At 60.9% G+C, this 16,283-nt stretch carries 12 protein-coding genes; 6 read left to right on the forward strand and 6 right to left on the reverse strand.

Annotated elements, in window-relative coordinates; translation table 11 throughout:
- Nucleotides 1-8: 8 nt before the first annotated feature.
- The gene (gene mfd, locus ACMYUN_RS23960) at nucleotides 9-3,458 is read right to left on the reverse strand and encodes a transcription-repair coupling factor (RefSeq protein WP_024013632.1); all 3,450 of its coding nucleotides are present in this window, start codon (nucleotides 3,456-3,458) and stop codon (nucleotides 9-11) included.
- Between the two features lie 354 nt (nucleotides 3,459-3,812).
- Between mfd and ACMYUN_RS23965 the strand changes: the two genes are divergently transcribed.
- Nucleotides 3,813-5,276 carry a glyceraldehyde-3-phosphate dehydrogenase gene (locus ACMYUN_RS23965; protein WP_016775482.1) on the forward strand — a complete coding sequence of 488 codons (1,464 nt, stop codon included), beginning with the start codon at nucleotides 3,813-3,815 and terminating at the stop codon, nucleotides 5,274-5,276.
- Nucleotides 5,277-5,462: 186 nt separating this feature from the next.
- Here ACMYUN_RS23965 and ACMYUN_RS23970 read toward each other — a convergent pair whose 3' ends face one another.
- Nucleotides 5,463-6,764: an MFS transporter gene (locus ACMYUN_RS23970; protein WP_415761944.1), complete on the reverse strand. Its 1,302-nt coding sequence runs from the start codon at nucleotides 6,762-6,764 to the stop codon at nucleotides 5,463-5,465.
- Nucleotides 6,765-6,838: 74 nt separating this feature from the next.
- On the opposite strand from ACMYUN_RS23970, the gene ACMYUN_RS23975 reads away from it, so the two are divergent.
- Nucleotides 6,839-7,885 carry an FAD:protein FMN transferase gene (locus tag ACMYUN_RS23975; RefSeq protein ID WP_415761945.1) on the forward strand — a complete coding sequence of 349 codons (1,047 nt, stop codon included), beginning with the start codon at nucleotides 6,839-6,841 and terminating at the stop codon, nucleotides 7,883-7,885.
- 201 nt (nucleotides 7,886-8,086) lie between these two features.
- A complete protein-coding gene (gene sthA, locus ACMYUN_RS23980) occupies nucleotides 8,087-9,481 on the forward strand; it encodes a Si-specific NAD(P)(+) transhydrogenase (RefSeq protein ID WP_039760770.1) in 1,395 nt (464 codons plus the stop codon).
- A 42-nt stretch (nucleotides 9,482-9,523) separates the two neighbouring features.
- Here sthA and ACMYUN_RS23985 read toward each other — a convergent pair whose 3' ends face one another.
- A complete protein-coding gene (locus tag ACMYUN_RS23985) occupies nucleotides 9,524-10,246 on the reverse strand; it encodes a glycerophosphodiester phosphodiesterase (protein ID WP_007910500.1) in 723 nt (240 codons plus the stop codon).
- Nucleotides 10,247-10,261: 15 nt separating this feature from the next.
- Entirely contained in the window at nucleotides 10,262-10,843 is a 582-nt protein-coding gene (locus ACMYUN_RS23990; RefSeq protein ID WP_415761946.1) for a PilZ domain-containing protein, read from the reverse strand.
- Between the two features lie 94 nt (nucleotides 10,844-10,937).
- On the opposite strand from ACMYUN_RS23990, the gene ACMYUN_RS23995 reads away from it, so the two are divergent.
- The 3 genes from ACMYUN_RS23995 (at nucleotide 10,938) to ACMYUN_RS24005 (ending at nucleotide 14,187) form a co-directional block, all read left to right on the forward strand.
- Nucleotides 10,938-12,188, forward strand: a complete 1,251-nt coding sequence (locus ACMYUN_RS23995; protein WP_415761947.1) for a lipoprotein-releasing ABC transporter permease subunit — start codon at nucleotides 10,938-10,940, stop codon at nucleotides 12,186-12,188.
- Nucleotides 12,181-12,879 carry a lipoprotein-releasing ABC transporter ATP-binding protein LolD gene (gene lolD, locus ACMYUN_RS24000; protein ID WP_024013628.1) on the forward strand — a complete coding sequence of 233 codons (699 nt, stop codon included), beginning with the start codon at nucleotides 12,181-12,183 and terminating at the stop codon, nucleotides 12,877-12,879. The genes ACMYUN_RS23995 and lolD overlap by 8 nt, the downstream gene beginning before the upstream one ends.
- Before the next feature lie 63 nt (nucleotides 12,880-12,942).
- Nucleotides 12,943-14,187, forward strand: a complete 1,245-nt coding sequence (locus ACMYUN_RS24005; RefSeq protein WP_415761948.1) for a lipoprotein-releasing ABC transporter permease subunit — start codon at nucleotides 12,943-12,945, stop codon at nucleotides 14,185-14,187.
- A gap of 39 nt (nucleotides 14,188-14,226) precedes the next feature.
- Here the strand turns inward: ACMYUN_RS24005 and ACMYUN_RS24010 are convergent, their stop codons facing one another.
- Nucleotides 14,227-15,573: a heavy metal sensor histidine kinase gene (locus tag ACMYUN_RS24010; RefSeq protein ID WP_415761949.1), complete on the reverse strand. Its 1,347-nt coding sequence runs from the start codon at nucleotides 15,571-15,573 to the stop codon at nucleotides 14,227-14,229.
- Nucleotides 15,573-16,253, reverse strand: a complete 681-nt coding sequence (locus ACMYUN_RS24015) for a heavy metal response regulator transcription factor (RefSeq protein ID WP_039760759.1) — start codon at nucleotides 16,251-16,253, stop codon at nucleotides 15,573-15,575. Before ACMYUN_RS24015 ends, ACMYUN_RS24010 begins: the two co-directional genes overlap by 1 nt.
- Nucleotides 16,254-16,283 lie beyond the last annotated feature (30 nt).

A 16,283-nucleotide genomic window follows, 5' to 3' on the forward strand; every position in this document is an offset into this window, starting at 1 on the left:
GGCGTCCTTCAAGCGGATTTCGGGATGAGACGCTCAAACAGCGCCTCGACAGTATTGAAACGTTCTTCCGGGCGCTCCATCGGCACCTGGAATTTAAACATCGTCGCGCCTTCGAACTTGTAGCGCTTGGGCTGCGTCTGGATCAGCTTGATCAGGGTCATCGGGTCAACCGGCGTCTGCGCTTCGAACTCGATACGCCCGCCTTGCGGCCCGCCGTCGACTTTCTTGATGCCGAGCTTTTCCGCCTGCAATTTCAAAGCGGTGATCCGCACCAGGTTCTTGGTCGGCTCCGGCAACAGGCCGAAGCGGTCGATCATCTCTACCTGCAGATCCTTGAGGCCTTCCTCGTCGGTGGCCGAAGCGATGCGTTTATACAGAATCAACCGCGCATGCACATCCGGCAGATAATCTTCCGGAATCAGCGCCGGCACCCGCAGATTGACTTCCGGGCCGCCACCAAGCGGTTGATCGAGGTTCGGCTGCTCGCCCTTGCGGATCGACTTCACTGCGCGCTCGAGCATTTCCATGTACAGGGTGAAACCGACGGCCTGAATCTGCCCGCTCTGACCGTCGCCGAGCAGTTCGCCGGCGCCACGGATTTCCAGGTCGTTGGTCGCCAGCACGAAACCGGCGCCGAGGTCCTGGGTATTGGCGATCGCTTCCAGACGCTTTTCCGCGTCCGAGGTGATCTGCTGGCGCGGCGGCGTCAGCAGGTAGGCGTAAGCCTGGTGGTGACTGCGGCCGACACGACCGCGCAACTGGTGCAGTTGGGCCAGGCCGAACTTGTCGGCGCGCTCGATGATGATGGTGTTGGCGCTCGGCACGTCGATGCCGGTCTCGATGATGGTCGAGGCGATCAGCACATTGAAGCGCTTGTGGTAGAAGTCGCTCATCACCTGTTCGAGTTCGCGTTCGCGCATCTGCCCGTGGCCGATACCGATGCGCGCTTCCGGCACCAGTTCGGCGAGGTCGGCGGCGCATTTCTCGATGGTCTTCACATCGTTGTGCAGGTAGTAAACCTGACCGCCACGCAGCAATTCACGCAGCAGGGCTTCCTTGACCGTGCTCTTGTTCTGTTCCATTACGAAGGTGCGAACCGACAGGCGTCGCGCTGGCGGCGTGGCGATGATCGACAGGTCGCGCATGCCCGACACCGCCATGTTCAGCGTGCGCGGAATCGGCGTCGCGGTCAGAGTCAGAATGTCGACTTCGCTGCGCAGGGCCTTGAGCTGCTCTTTCTGGCGCACGCCAAAGCGGTGTTCTTCATCGATGATCACCAGCCCGAGGTTTTTGATCTTCACGTCGTCGGACAGCAGCTTGTGCGTGCCGATGACGATGTCGATCTTGCCTTCCGCCAGATCGGCGATCGCCGCGTTGACTTCCTTGGCCGACTTGAAGCGACTCATCACTTCGACCGTCACCGGCCAGTCGGCGAAGCGGTCGCGGAAACTGTTGTAGTGCTGCTGGGCGAGCAGGGTGGTCGGCACCAGAATCGCCACCTGACGACCGCCGTGCACGGCGATGAACGCGGCGCGCATGGCCACTTCGGTCTTGCCGAAGCCGACGTCGCCGCAGACCAGGCGATCCATCGGTTTCGGCGCGAGCATGTCTTCGCGCACGGCCTCGATGGTCGCTTGCTGATCGGGTGTTTCTTCGAACGGGAAACCGGCGCTGAAGGTGGCGTAATCGGCCTTCGGATCGGCGAAGGCATAACCTTCGCGGGCGGCGCGACGGGCATAAATGTCGAGCAATTCGGCGGCGACGTCACGCACCTGTTCGGCGGCTTTGCGCTTGGCTTTCTGCCAGGTTTCCGAACCGAGGCGGTGCAGCGGCGCGAGCGAATCGTCGCTGCCGGTGTAACGTGCGATCAGGTGCAGGTTGGCCACCGGCACGTAGAGCTTGGCGTTCTCGGCGTATTCGAGGGTGAGGAATTCGGCGGCCTGATTGTCGATTTCCAGAATCGTCAGGCCCAGGTAGCGCCCGACGCCGTGGTCAATATGCACCACCGGCGCGCCTTCGCGCAGTTCGGTGAGGTTCTTGATCACCGCATCGTTGCTGACGTCGCTGCGCTTCTCGCGGCGGCGACGTTGCATGACCCGTTGGCCGAACAGCGGACTTTCCGCTACCAGCGCCAGCGCCGGGTCGTCGAGCAGTAGACCTTCGTCGAGCGGGGCGATGGTGATCGCCAGACGATCCTTGCTGGCAACGAAGTCTGGCCAGCTGTCGACGGTTTTCGGCCGCAACTTCAGGCGTTCCAACAGTTCCAGCAGGACTTCGCGACGACCCGCCGATTCGGCGGTGAACAGCACGCGACCGGGGAATTCTTCGAGGAAGCCGGCCAGCGCCGCCAGCGGTTGCGTGGCCTTGGCTTCGATGGCCAGGTCCGGCAGCGCATGGGCCGGGAAGCGCTCACGGCCGACGCCGCTTTCAACGTCTTGCTGACTGGCGACGACTCGCGGCCAATTCTTCAGGCGCGCGAAGCAATCTTCCACCGGCAGGAACAGTTCGGCCGGTGGCAATAAAGGACGCGAAGGATCGACGCGGCGTTCTTCGTAACGATTGCGCACGTCGTTCCAGAAGTTTTCCGCCGCTTGCTCGATGCCCGGCAGCGAAAACACTTGTGTGTCCTGAGGCAGGTAATCGAACAGCGTCGAAGTTTCGTCGAAGAACAGCGGCAGGTAGTACTCGATACCGGCCGGGGTGATACCGCTGCTCAAATCCTGAAAGATCGGGCAGCGGCGAAAATCGACGTCAAAGCGCTCACGGAAACGCGCCTTGAAGCGAGTGACTGCGTCTTTCTGCAATGGAAACTCGCGGGCCGGCAGCAGCTTGACCGACTCGACCTTGTCGATCGAACGCTGGGTTTCCGGATCGAAGGTGCGCAGGGTTTCGATTTCGTCGTCGAACAGGTCGATGCGATACGGTAGTTTGCTGCCCATGGGGAACAGGTCGATCAGCGCGCCGCGTACGGTGAACTCGCCGTGCTCGTACACCGTGTCGACATAGCGATAGCCGCTGGCTTCGAGCCGCGCGCGCATCTGTTCGACGTCGAGCTTCTGGCCGATGTCCAGCACCAGGCTGCTGCCGAGGAGGAATTTGGTCGGCGCCAAGCGATGCAAAGCGGTGGTGATCGGAACCACCAGCACGCCGTGGGCCAGTTCCGGCAGGCGATACAGGCTGGCGATGCGCTGGGAGATGATGTCCTGGTGCGGCGAGAACAGGTCGTAGGGCAGGGTTTCCCAGTCGGGGAAATGCAGTACGGGCAAATCCGGGGCGAAGAAACTCAGCTCCTGTTCCAGCCGTTCGGCGCTTTGGCTGTCGGCGGTCAGCAGCAGGGTAAAGCGCTTGGCAGCGCTGGCAGCCTCGGCAATCGCCAGGCTGAGGGCGGCACCGGGCAGATTGCCCCAGTGCTGTTTACCTGCTTCGGCAGGGAGTAGCGGTAGACGCAGAACAGGCACGGAAGGTTGAGCTCCAGGCGTTGCGACAAAGTCGGTAATTGTAGCGGCCTCCGGTGCCGCCTGTCAGTTGTAGACTGCGTCTATCTTCACGGTTTGGACGAAATGTAGTGGTAACCATAAAAACGAGCACTTTTTTCATGGTTATGTAGTGCCGAAACCGGGTGGTGTTACGGAGGGTTACAGACATCGTCTAACAGTCGTCGAAAAATTGACTGCGCTGAAAGCCCCGGTTTTACTGGGCTGGAGAAAGGCGTAAATTTTTTGAACCGGAATTTGTTACCGATTGCGCGACAAGCGCGCATTGCTGAAAGGGCTTGTCGGCGGCATAATGTAGCCCCTTTTTTCTGCCCCTACATGTGGAAGGTTACCGTGACTCAGAAGCCCGACCAGTGTCTTGGTGAATGGATCGACCGTGAAGCACTCGCAGAAGCGATGATCCCGCTTATCGGTCAGCTCTACCGCAATAACAACGTGGTTAGCTCGATCTATGGCCGCAGCCTGATCAACCAGTCTGTCATCGCGATTCTCAAAGCTCACCGCTTTGCTCGCCACCGTTCTTCGGACGACAGCGAACTCTCCGTCCACGAAACATTCCCACTGCTCAAGGCCATGAGCGAGCTCAAGCTCGGCGCGGCGTCGGTGGATCTGGGCAAGCTGGCGTTCAAATTCCGCAATGAAGGCAACGGCCGCAGCGCCGAGCAGTTCGTGCGTGAAGAGATGGCTGACGTGGTTGGCCAGCAGAACGCTTCGGCCCGCAAAGGCACCGACGTTGTTCTTTACGGCTTCGGTCGTATCGGCCGTCTGCTGGCGCGCATCCTGATCGAGAAAACCGGTGGTGGCGACGGCCTGCGTCTGCGCGCCATCGTCGTGCGCAAAGGCGCCGAGAACGACCTGACCAAGCGCGCCAGCCTGCTGCGTCGCGATTCGGTGCACGGTTCGTTCAACGGCACCATTACCATCGACGAAGAAAACAACACCATCACCGCCAACGGTAACCTGATCCAGGTGATCTACGCGAAGAACCCGACCGAGGTGGATTACACCCAGTACGGCATCAAAGACGCGCTGCTGGTGGACAACACCGGTGTATGGCGTGACGCCGATGGCCTGGGTCAGCACCTGGCGTGCCCGGGCATCGACCGCGTTGTTCTGACCGCGCCTGGCAAGGGCAAGCTGAAGAACATCGTTCACGGCATCAACCACGGTGAAATCACCGCTGACGACAAGATCGTCTCGGCTGCTTCCTGCACCACCAACGCCATCGTGCCGGTGCTCAAAGCGGTCAACGACAAGTTCGGCATCATCAACGGTCACGTCGAAACCGTTCACTCGTACACCAACGACCAGAACCTGATCGACAACTTCCACAAGGGCGATCGCCGTGGCCGCAGCGCCGCGCTGAACATGGTGATCACCGAGACCGGTGCCGCCACCGCTGCTGCCAAGGCTCTGCCTGAGCTGGCCGGCAAGCTGACCGGTAACGCGATCCGCGTTCCGACGCCAAACGTGTCGATGGCCATTCTCAACCTCAACCTTGAGAAAGCCGCCACCCGTGAAGAGATGAACGAGTACCTGCGCTACATGGCGCTGCACTCCGAGCTGCACAAGCAGATCGACTTCGTCAATTCTCAGGAAGTGGTGTCGACCGACTTCGTCGGTTCGCGTCACGCCGGTGTGGTCGATGCTGAAGCGACCATCGTGCAGGACAACCGCGTCGTTCTGTACGTCTGGTACGACAACGAGTTCGGCTACAGCTGCCAGGTGGTTCGCGTGATGGAAGACATGGCTGATGTGAATCCGCCCGCGTTCCCGCGCTAAGCACTCGTTGCAAATGAAAACGCCCCGACTTAGGTCGGGGCGTTTTTGTTTGTGTGGCTGGATCAATCTCTATTGCCTGTGCCGGCCTCATCGCTGGCAAGCCAGCTCCCACAGATTTTTGGGAGGTTGCATAATTGTGTTCACACCCGAAGTCCCTGTGGGAGCTGGCTTGCCAGCGATAGCGTCTTATCTGGCGCCGCCGATGATCGAGGCCTGCGCAGTACGCAGCTCATGCCGATTGCCACGGAACAACACCAGTGTCGCAATCAACCCCAGTACCGCCGCGCCACTGAGCCAGATCCCCGGCGCTGCCTTGTTGTCCAGCACATGAATCAGATAGGTACACGCCGCCGGCGTAAAGCCGCCGAACGTCGCCGTCGCCAGGCTGTAGGCCAGCGAGAAACCGGTCGTGCGCACTTCCACCGGCATGATCTCGGTCAGCGCCACCACCATCGCGCCGTTGTACGAGCCATAGAGGAACGACAGCCACAATTCGACAATCAGCAAATGGCTGAAGCTCGGATTCGCCACCAGCCACGACAGTGCCGGATACGCCGTGAGGATCGCCAGAATCGTCGCTGCCAGCAGCAGGGGTTTTCTCCCGATCTTGTCGGATACCGCGGCCATCACCGGCAGCCAGAAGAAGTTCGACAAGCCGATGCATACGGTCACCAGCAGCGCATCGAGGTCAGACAGGTGCAGCTCGGCCTTGCCGAACGTCGGTGTGTAGGCGGTGATCAGGTAGAACGACACCGTGGTCATCACCACCAGCGCCATGCCGGCGATGACGATGCCGAAGTTCTGGCCGATCGAGCGGATGATCTCGCCGAGGGTAGGGCGGTGGGTGCGCGCCTGGAACTCCGGGGTTTCTTCCAGCGAGCGACGGATGAAAAAAATTACCGGCACGATCATGCAGCCGATCAGGAATGGCACGCGCCAGCCCCATTCGCCCATCTGCTCCGGACTCAGCCAGTGGTTGAGGCAAACGCCGAGCAGGCCGGCGAAGACTACCGCAGCCTGTTGGCTGGCCGACTGCCAGCTGACAAAGAAACCTTTACGACCGGGTGTAGAAATTTCCGCCAGATAAACCGACACGCCGCCCAGCTCCACGCCGGCCGAGAAGCCTTGCAACAGACGGCCGAACAACACCAGCAGCGGCGCGGCGACACCGAGCGTCGCGTAGCCGGGCACGCAGGCAATCAGCACCGTACCGGCGGCCATCATCGCTAAAGTGATGATCAACCCTTTGCGTCGACCATGGCGGTCGATATAGGCACCGAGGAAAATCGCCCCCAGCGGACGCATCAGGAAACCGGCGCCGAAGGTCGCCAATGACAGCATCAGCGAAGCAAACGCGCTGTCGGTGGGGAAGAAGGTTTTGGCGATAGCCGTGGCGTAGAAGCCGTAGACCATGAAGTCGAACATTTCGAGGAAGTTGCCGCTGACAACGCGAAAGATCGCTTTGCCTTTGCCCGTGGTGGAGGACATGGGAGGTACTCACTGTTCAATTTGTATAAAGGCGTTGCAGCCATGGGGAAGCGAGCGGGCGCTTGTAGTTCATAATGGCCGCCGTGGTTTTGCGGGGAGATGAAGAATTGTTAACTGGACGCTGGTGGGGGCTTGTGGTCTTGGCGGCGGCTTTGGTTGGCTGCGGCAACGGCGATTCCCTGGAACAGGTCGGCGGCTCGACCATGGGCAGCACCTGGTCGGTCAAGTACGTGCGCCACGCCGATGTTGCCGATCCTGCGCAAGTGCGCGGTGAAGTGGAGCGCATCCTCGGCGACGTCGATCAACAGATGTCGACTTACCGCAGTGACTCCGCCATCCAGCGTTTCAACGCCTTGCCTGCCGACAGCTGCCAATCCATGCCGACACCGGTGCTCGAATTGGTCCGCATCGGCGAACAGCTTTCAACGCAAAGCGAAGGCTCCTACGACCTGACCGTGGAACCGCTGCTGGACCTCTGGGGATTCGGTCCGCAAGGACGCGAAGAAAAGATCCCTGATGCGGCCGCTGTGGCCGAGGTCATGCAGCGGGTCGGCCATCAGCACCTGCGCATCGATGGCGAGCGGTTGTGCAAGGACGCCGCCGTCGAAGTCGACTTCAACAGTATTGCCGCCGGTTACGCCGTGGATGCCATCGCTGCCAGATTGCAGGGCATGGGCATCGACAATTATCTGGTCGAAGCCACGGGCGAACTCAAAGCCCGTGGCAAAAAGCCGGATGGCTCAGCATGGCGCATCGCTCTCGAAGAGCCTCGCGATGACCAGCAAGTGGCCGAGCGCGTCATTGCTGTCGATGGCTACGGCGTATCCACCTCCGGTGACTATCGCCACTATTTTCTGCAGAACGGGCGGCGTTATTCCCACACTTTCGATGCACGCAGCGGGCGACCTGTCCTACACGACCTGGCGTCAGTCACAGTGATTCATCCTTCAGCGTTGATGGCCGATGGACTATCGACGCTGTTGCTGATTCTTGGGCCGGAAAGGGCGCGGGACTATGCCCAAGAGCATGACATTGCTGCATTCTTTGTCCTGCGTGCCGATACAGGTTTCGTCACCCGCAGCAGTCAGGCATTTACGCAGCTTGTCGGTGAAAAAAACTGACCGAAGACAAGACGAAAGCTGGCGTTGTAGTGCAGGCAAAAGTAGCCTACGACGCGACCAAGGGTTAATGTGCGCGGCGTTGACGCTTCTATAGACTGTGTCCGGGTTCTCTACTGGCCCCCAATTGTTCCTTCGCGCCGCCGTTCGGCGTGATTTAGCCGCCGGTGCTGCTGGCACCGCGGCCTGTTCTGAGGAGTACGCATGGCTGTCTACAACTACGACGTGGTGGTACTGGGTTCCGGCCCGGCGGGAGAAGGCGCGGCAATGAACGCCGCCAAAGCGGGGCGCAAGGTCGCGATGGTCGACAGCCGTCGTCAGGTCGGCGGCAACTGCACCCACCTCGGCACCATCCCGTCCAAGGCACTGCGTCACTCGGTGCGGCAGATCATGCAGTTCAACACCAACCCGATGTTCCGCGCGATCGGCGAGCCACGCTGGTTCTCCTTTCCGGACGTGTTGAAAAGCGCCGAAAAAGTCATTTCCAAACAAGTCGCATCGCGCACCGGCTACTACGCTCGTAACCGCGTCGACGTGTTCTTCGGCACCGGCAGCTTCGCCGACGAGCAAACCATCGAAGTGGTCTGCGGCAACGGCGTGGTGGAAAAACTGGTGGCCAAGCACATCATCATCGCCACCGGTTCGCGTCCGTATCGCCCGGCGGACATCGATTTCCACCACCCGCGTATCTACGATAGCGACACCATCCTCAGCCTCGGCCATACCCCGCGCAAACTGATCGTTTACGGCGCTGGTGTGATCGGTTGCGAATACGCGTCGATCTTCAGTGGTCTGGGTGTGCTGGTCGAACTGGTCGACAACCGTGGCCAGTTGCTGAGCTTCCTCGACTCGGAAATTTCCCAGGCGTTGAGCTACCACTTCAGCAACAACAACATCACCGTGCGTCATAACGAAGAGTACGACCGCGTCGAAGGCGTGGACAACGGTGTGATCCTGCATCTTAAATCCGGCAAGAAGATCAAGGCCGACGCCTTGCTCTGGTGCAACGGCCGTACCGGCAACACCGACACGCTGGGTCTGGAAAACATCGGGGTCAAGGTCAACAGCCGCGGCCAGATCGAAGTCGACCAGAACTACCGCACCTGCATAGAGAACATCTACGGCGCCGGTGACGTGATCGGCTGGCCAAGCCTGGCCAGTGCCGCCCACGACCAGGGTCGTTCCGCCGCTGGCAGCATCGTCGACAATGGCAGTTGGCGCTTCGTCAATGATGTGCCGACCGGCATCTACACCATTCCGGAGATCAGCTCGATCGGCAAGAACGAGCAGGAGCTGACCCAGGCGAAAGTGCCGTACGAAGTCGGCAAGGCCTTCTTCAAGAGCATGGCGCGGGCGCAGATTGCCGGTGAGCCGCAGGGTATGCTGAAGATTCTCTTCCACCGCGAAACGCTGGAAGTGCTCGGCGTGCACTGCTTCGGTTATCAGGCGTCGGAGATCGTTCACATCGGTCAGGCGATCATGAACCAGCCGGGCGAGCTGAACACCCTGAAGTATTTCGTCAACACCACGTTCAACTACCCGACCATGGCCGAAGCCTATCGGGTAGCGGCGTACGACGGCCTCAACCGGCTTTTTTGACGGGCTCCGGCCGGTGGCCTGAGCCGGCCGGGGAGACCGATTTCAGCAATTCTCAAGGGTGGCAGTGGCCAAACCGGGAAAGTCTGTAATCAGGCTGTCAACGCCGAAGTCGGCGAGTCTGCGCATCAGTGCAGGCTCGTTGACGGTCCACACCGACACATGCAGGCCCTGACGCTGCGCCTTCTGCAGGCGTTCCGGCGTACACAGCGTCCAGTTCAAGGCGAGAATCTCGCAACCGTAACTGGCCGCAACCTTCAATGGATCGAGCCAGGCGTACTCGGCCACCAGGCCACGCGACACGTCCGGCACCAGGTCCAGCGCTGCCTTCAAGACTTCCCGCGAACTCGAAGTGATCGTCACCTTGTCGAGCAGACCGTGGCGCTGAGCCATTTCGCGAATCGCCAGCACAGTGGTCGCCGCGCGGGTGCGTGAGGCGCTTTTGACTTCCAACTGCCAGTGCTCGAAATCACATTTCTCGAACAACTCTTCTAGCGTCGGAATCGGGCACGGCTTGATCCAGCCCGGGCCACCCTTGCGCGCGTCGTAGGTGACCAGTTCGGCGGCGGTGTGCTCGACGACTTTGCCGCGACGCTCGGTGGTGCGCTTGAGCGTCGGGTCATGAATGACCATCAGCTCGCCGTCCTTGGACAGGTGCAGATCCAGTTCGCAGCGGCGCACGCCGTGCTTGAGGCATTCCTGAAAGCTGCTCAGGGTGTTTTCCGGTGCTTCGCCCTTGGCGCCGCGGTGGCCGTAGATGAGGGTCACGGTGCTTCCTTAAAGTTAAATGCCAGATTCGTTCTGTTCGCGGGCCAGACGGCGTTCCTGAGCCTGCTTTTGCAAGATGTAGCGTGCAAGCAATTGACGCTGGGCATCGGTCGGACACTCGAACTCGGTGCCGACGTCATAGCCATCGCCCTTGGGATCGCAATGGGTGACCCGGGCGCGCAGCAGCAGGCCAAGCGCCTGCGGCATCAGCACCAGTTTCACCGACAGGTGCGCGCCGGTGGCAATCGGGGTCGGGTACTGAAAGTCGATCCCGCCCTCGGAGATGATCACTGGCTGCGGCTCGCCGATGTGGCCGAGCACGGTCAGGGCGATCACCTGGCTGAGCAGGTCGATGCGTTTGTTCTGCGATTTGAGGAACGCCGCGATCGCGCGGTCGCGCTCGCTGATCTGCCGCAACAGGTGCTGCGACTCGAATTCGCTCAGGTGCAGTTCGCTGAGCAGGTTGAAGAGTGGGGAAGCATCCTGCAACACTTCCTGGCCTGCGGCTTCGGGAGCGGACAGGGGCCGAATTTCCAGTGCGATCGTGTCCTCGATACGGTAGTATTCGCGGCGATCTTCTTCATCTAATGTCGACATGGCGAACCCATGGTAGCGGCGGTGGTCTGAGTGTAAAGCTGGTTTTCGACCCCCGCCACAAGGACGTTCCTTTTCCCTCCGAACAAGCCCCGACATGTTCAGACCTCTCTTCGTATTTATCGGCACGCGTTATACCCGTGCAAAGCGTCGCAATCATTTTGTGTCATTCATTTCCCTGACTTCGATGATCGGGCTCGCCCTTGGCGTGGTCGTGATGATCGTCGTGCTGTCGGTGATGAACGGCTTCGATCATGAGATGCGCACCCGCGTGCTGGGCATGGTGCCCCACGCTACTCTCGAGACCGGCGAGCCGATCAATGACTGGCAGAGCCTGGCCGACAAGGTCAGGCAGAACCGGCAGGTGACGGCGGTGGCGCCGTTCACCCAGATGCAGGGCCTGCTGACCAACAACGGTCAGGTTTCCAAGGTGTTGCTCAATGCCATTGATCCTGCGCTCGAGCGCAATGTGTCGATCATCGACAACTTCATGAAGCAGGGCAGACTCGACGACCTGACACCGGGCAGCTTCGGCATTGTTATCGGCGACAAGGCGGCGACCAAGCTTGGCGTCGGCATCGGCGACAAGGTCACTTTCGTTGCGCCCGAAGTCAGCGTGACCCCGGCCGGGATGTTCCCGCGCATGAAGCGCTTCACCGTGGTCGGGATTTTCCATGTCGGCGCCGGTGAGCTCGACGGCTACCTCGGCGTGACCAATCTGCAGGATCTGGCGAAAATGCACCGCTGGAAAGCCGATCAGGTGCAGGGCCTGCGTCTGAAGTTCGACGACCTGTTCCAGGCCCCGCGCGAGGCGTGGAATATTGCCCAGCAGCTCGGCGAAGATCGTTACTACGCCCGCGACTGGACCCGCACCCACGGCAACCTGTATCAAGCGATCCGCATGGAAAAAGCCATGATCGGCTTGCTGTTGCTGCTGATCGTCGCGGTCGCCGCGTTTAACATCATTTCCACGCTGGTGATGGTGGTGAACGACAAGAAGGGCGACATCGCCATTCTGCGTACCCTCGGCGCGACCCCGGGCACGATCATGCGCACGTTCATGGTGCAGGGCACGGTGATCGGGGTGGTCGGCACGGCCATTGGCGCAGTAGTCGGGATTCTCGCGGCGCTGAATGTCAGTGCGGCCATTTCGGCGCTTGAAGGGCTGATCGGCCACAAGTTCCTTAATGCTGACGTGTATTTCATTGATTATCTTCCTTCGCAGGTACAGAGCCAGGACGTCGTCATGGTCTGCGCCGCTGCGTTGGTCCTGAGTTTCCTCGCCACCCTGTATCCCGCCTGGCGTGCCGCGCGCACCCAGCCGGCGGAGGCGTTACGTTATGAGTGAGTCGGGCATGAGTGAACAAGCAATTCTGAGCTGCCGTAACCTGGGCAAATCCTACGAGGAAGGTCCTGAGTCGGTACAAGTGCTGGCCGGGCTGCAACTGGAGTTGCACCCGGGCGAGCGTGTGGCAATCGTGGGTAAATCCGGTTCCGGCAAAAGTACCTTGCTCAACCTGCTCGGCGGTCTCGATACGCCGAGCAAGGGCAGCGTCTGGCTCGACGGCGAAGAGCTGTCGGCATTGAGCGAGAAGAAGCGTGGCCTGCTGCGCAACCGCGCCCTCGGTTTCGTTTACCAGTTTCACCATTTGCTGCCGGAATTCACCGCGCTGGAAAACGTCTGCATGCCACTGTTGATCGGCAAGACCGCCATCCCGGAGGCGCGCCAGCGTGCCACGGCATTGCTGGAGCGCGTCGGTCTCGGCCATCGTCTGGAACACAAACCGGCCGAGCTGTCCGGTGGCGAACGTCAGCGCGTCGCCATCGCCCGCGCCCTGGTCAACAACCCGGGGCTGGTGATGCTTGATGAGCCGACCGGCAACCTCGATCTGCACACCGCCGAAGGCATTCAGGACCTGATGCTGGAGCTGAGCACTTCGATGCGCACGGCGTTCCTGGTGGTGACGCACGACATGAACCTGGCTCGCCAGATGGACCGCGTTCTGCAGTTGCAGGAAGGTTGCCTCACTCCCATCTGACTGGCTGAAACCCGGCGCCCGTAACGGCGCCGGGTCTTTTATTTCTATACGGTGCCCCAGCGAATGTTCAGACCGTTATCGATCTTTATCGGCACGCGCTATACCCGCGCCAAGCGCCGCAATCGCTTTGTTTCGTTCATTTCGATGACCTCGATGATCGGCCTCGCCCTCGGCGTGCTGGCAATGATCGTGGTGCTGTCGGTGATGAATGGCTTCCAGCGCGAAATGAGCTCGCGCATCCTCGGCATGGTGCCCCATGCGACCATCGTTGGCGTTAAGCCGATCGACGACTGGCAGCCGGTGGCCGCTGCCGCGATGAAAAATCCCGAAGTGACAGCCGCCGTGCCATTCACCGAAATGGAAGGCATGCTGTCCTACAAGGGCTCGATGCAGCCGATCCAGATCAGCGGCGTCGATCCGGCCCAGGAAGGCAAGGTGTCGATCGTTGCCCAGCACATCGTCCAGGGTCGTCTGGATGCCTTGAAACCGGGCGAATTCGGTGTGGTGATCGGTGAGATCACCGCGCGACGTTTCCGCCTTAATGTCGGCGACAAGATCACCCTGATCGTTCCCGAAGTCAGCACCGCGCCGGGCGGTATAACCCCGCGCATGCAGCGCCTGAATGTGGTGGGCGTGTTCAAGGTCGGTGCCGAGCTGGACGGCTCGATGGGCCTGATCCATGTCGCCGATGCTGCGACCATGCAGCACTGGCAGCCGAATCAGGTGCAGAGCGTGCGCCTGGCGGTCAAGGATCTGTACGCCGCGCCGAAGGTGTCTGCGGACATTGCCGGTGGCCTCGGTGCAGCCTTCAAGGCTGACGACTGGACCCACACCCAAGGCAGCCTGTTCAGCGCGATGAAGATGGAAAAAACCATGATCGGCCTGCTGTTGCTGATGATCGTCGCGGTGGCGGCGTTCAACATCATCGCGACGCTGATCATGGTGGTGAACGACAAGGGCGCCGACATCGCTATCCTGCGCACGATCGGCGCCACGCCACGCCAAATCATGGCGATCTTCATGGTGCAGGGCACGGTGATCGGTATTGTCGGCACCATTATTGGCGGCGTACTGGGCGTGATTGCCGCGCTGAATGTCAGTCAGATCGTGGGCTGGGTCGAGCGCGTGACCGGCCAGCATATCTTCAGTTCGGACGTGTATTTCGTCAGCAATCTGCCCTCGGAACTGCAAGGTGGGGATGTGCTGTTGATCTGCTCGGCGGGGTTCATTCTGAGCTTTTTGGCGACGGTGTACCCGGCGTGGCGAGCGGCGAAGATCGAACCGGCGCATGCCTTGAGATATTCGTAAGCGACTCCATGCTCGTTCCCACGCAGAGCGTGGGAACGATCAGGTCCGAGGCAACTCGATTACAAACCGCGTCCAACCCGCCTCAGATTCGCAATGAATCGTCCCACCATGTGCCCGCACGATCGACTGGGTGATCGCCAGACCTAACCCCGCATGCTCACTGCTGCCTTCCTGCCGCGCCGGATCCGCTCGATAGAAGCGGTCGAACAGACGTGGCAGTAATTGCGCGGAAATCCCCTCGCCACTGTTCTCGACACAAACGCGTACGGCCTGCGGCTGCTCGACAATGCTCAGCCGGACATAACCCTCAGCCGGGGCGAACCGCAGCGCGTTATCCAGCAGATTCGACAAGGCCCGGCGCAACATGCCGCGATCACCTTCGATACGCGCTGCCCCCTCACGGATGAGGCTAACGCCAGCGTCTTCCGCCAACGGCGCAAAAAACTCCAGCAACATGTCGGCCTCCTCCGCCAGTTCCAGCGGTTCGCGCTTGGGCATCAGCAAGCCGTGGTCAGCCTTGGCCAGGTAGAGCATGTCGTTGACCAGTTGCGCCATCCATTGCAGTTCTTCGAGGTTGCTGTGCAGCGCTTCGCGGTAGTCCTCCAGTGCCCGTGGGCGGGAGAGGGTGACCTGGGTGTGGGTCAGCAGATTCGACAACGGTGTGCGCAGCTCATGGGCAATGTCGGCGGAGAACGCCGAGAGGCGCTGAAACGAGTCGTCGAGGCGTGCGAGCATGGCGTTGAAGCTGTAGGCCATTTCGGCAAGTTCTGGCGGCATCTTCCCTTCAGGCAGTCGGGCATTCAGCGATTGCGCGGAAATCCCACGAGCCACGGCGCTCATTCGGCGCAACGGGCGCAGACCACTGCGCGCGGCCCAGGCACCGAGCAGGGCGGTAGCCAGCGCTGACAGGCTGACGGTCAGCCAGATCAGATGCTGCATGCGCGCAAGGAAATGCTGGTGATGGGTGATGTCCAGCAGCAGCGTCAGTTGCGGCGAATCCGCTGTGTCCGGATAGAGTGGGGCGCGCAGTACGCGGTAATCGGTGCCGTCATGGCTGATCGTCGACAGGCCGGTTTGCAGCGGCAGATTCTTCGGAATCTGCACCGAGCTGTCGTACCAGTGCCGGCCGTCGCCACTGGTGATGCGCAACGACAGATCGGCCTGACGGCTGAGTTCATCGGCCAGCCGCGCCTCGCGCTGGGCAGGTTGGAGATCCTGTAAGGCGCGGCGCAGGCCGATCAGTTTCGTCTCCAGTTGTTGCTGATCAAGTTCGATGAAGTGCGCCTCGCTGGCGCGGTCGAACAGCACCCCGGCGAACAGCGAGACCACCGTGGTGCAGGCGGCAAACAACAGGGCCAGGCGCGTGCTCAAGGACAAACCACGCATCACAGCGAACGCTCTTCGAGCACGTAGCCCATGCCGCGCACGGTGTGGATCAACTTGTTGGGAAAGTCATCGTCGATCTTCAGGCGCAAGCGGCGGATCGCCACTTCGATGACATTGGTGTCGCTGTCAAAATTCATGTCCCAAACCTGCGAGGCGATCAGCGATTTGGGCAGGACCTCACCCTGACGGCGCAGGAGCATTTCCAGCAGGGCGAATTCCTTGGCGGTCAAGTCGATGCGCTGGCCGTTGCGTTCGACGCGGCGGCGGATCAGGTCCAGGCGCAGATCGGCCAGTTGCAGGCTGGTTTCCTGAGCGACTGCGCTGCCGCGCCGCAACAGGCTGCGCACCCGCGCGAGCAATTCGGAGAAGGCGAATGGCTTGACCAGATAATCGTCGGCGCCCAATTCGAGGCCGTGAACCCTGTCCTCCACGGCGTCTTTGGCAGTAAGAAAAAGTACCGGCGTGGCGAGGCCGGCGCTGCGCACCGCTTGCAGAATCTGCCAGCCACTGCGCCCGGGCAGCATCACATCGAGGATCAACAGCGCGTACTCGCCGCTCAACGCCAATTGCTGGCCACTGATGCCGTCAGCCACCAGCTCGGTATTGAACCCGGCCTCGGTCAAACCCTGGCGCAGGTATTGGCCGGTTTTCGCTTGGTCTTCGACGATCAACAGTTTCATGGGCGACTCGGGCGGGGATGGTATGTAGAA

This window comes from Pseudomonas sp. CP4 (genome assembly GCF_047758505.1).
GTDB classification, from domain to species: domain Bacteria; phylum Pseudomonadota; class Gammaproteobacteria; order Pseudomonadales; family Pseudomonadaceae; genus Aquipseudomonas; species Aquipseudomonas fluorescens_AO.

Excerpts from the sequence above, each read along its gene's own strand:
- sthA (WP_039760770.1), top strand. The coding sequence starts at position 8,087 with ATGGCTGTCTACAACTACGACGTGGTGGTACTGGGTTCCGGCCCGGCG.
- lolD (WP_024013628.1), top strand. The coding sequence starts at position 12,181 with ATGAGTGAGTCGGGCATGAGTGAACAAGCAATTCTGAGCTGCCGTAAC.
- ACMYUN_RS23970 (WP_415761944.1), bottom strand. The coding sequence starts at position 6,764 with ATGTCCTCCACCACGGGCAAAGGCAAAGCGATCTTTCGCGTTGTCAGC.
- ACMYUN_RS23975 (WP_415761945.1), top strand. The coding sequence starts at position 6,839 with ATGGCCGCCGTGGTTTTGCGGGGAGATGAAGAATTGTTAACTGGACGC.
- ACMYUN_RS24010 (WP_415761949.1), bottom strand. The coding sequence starts at position 15,573 with ATGCGTGGTTTGTCCTTGAGCACGCGCCTGGCCCTGTTGTTTGCCGCC.
- ACMYUN_RS23965 (WP_016775482.1), top strand. The coding sequence starts at position 3,813 with ATGTGGAAGGTTACCGTGACTCAGAAGCCCGACCAGTGTCTTGGTGAA.
- ACMYUN_RS23990 (WP_415761946.1), bottom strand. The coding sequence starts at position 10,843 with ATGTCGACATTAGATGAAGAAGATCGCCGCGAATACTACCGTATCGAG.
- ACMYUN_RS24005 (WP_415761948.1), top strand. The coding sequence starts at position 12,943 with ATGTTCAGACCGTTATCGATCTTTATCGGCACGCGCTATACCCGCGCC.
- ACMYUN_RS23995 (WP_415761947.1), top strand. The coding sequence starts at position 10,938 with ATGTTCAGACCTCTCTTCGTATTTATCGGCACGCGTTATACCCGTGCA.
- ACMYUN_RS24015 (WP_039760759.1), bottom strand. The coding sequence starts at position 16,253 with ATGAAACTGTTGATCGTCGAAGACCAAGCGAAAACCGGCCAATACCTG.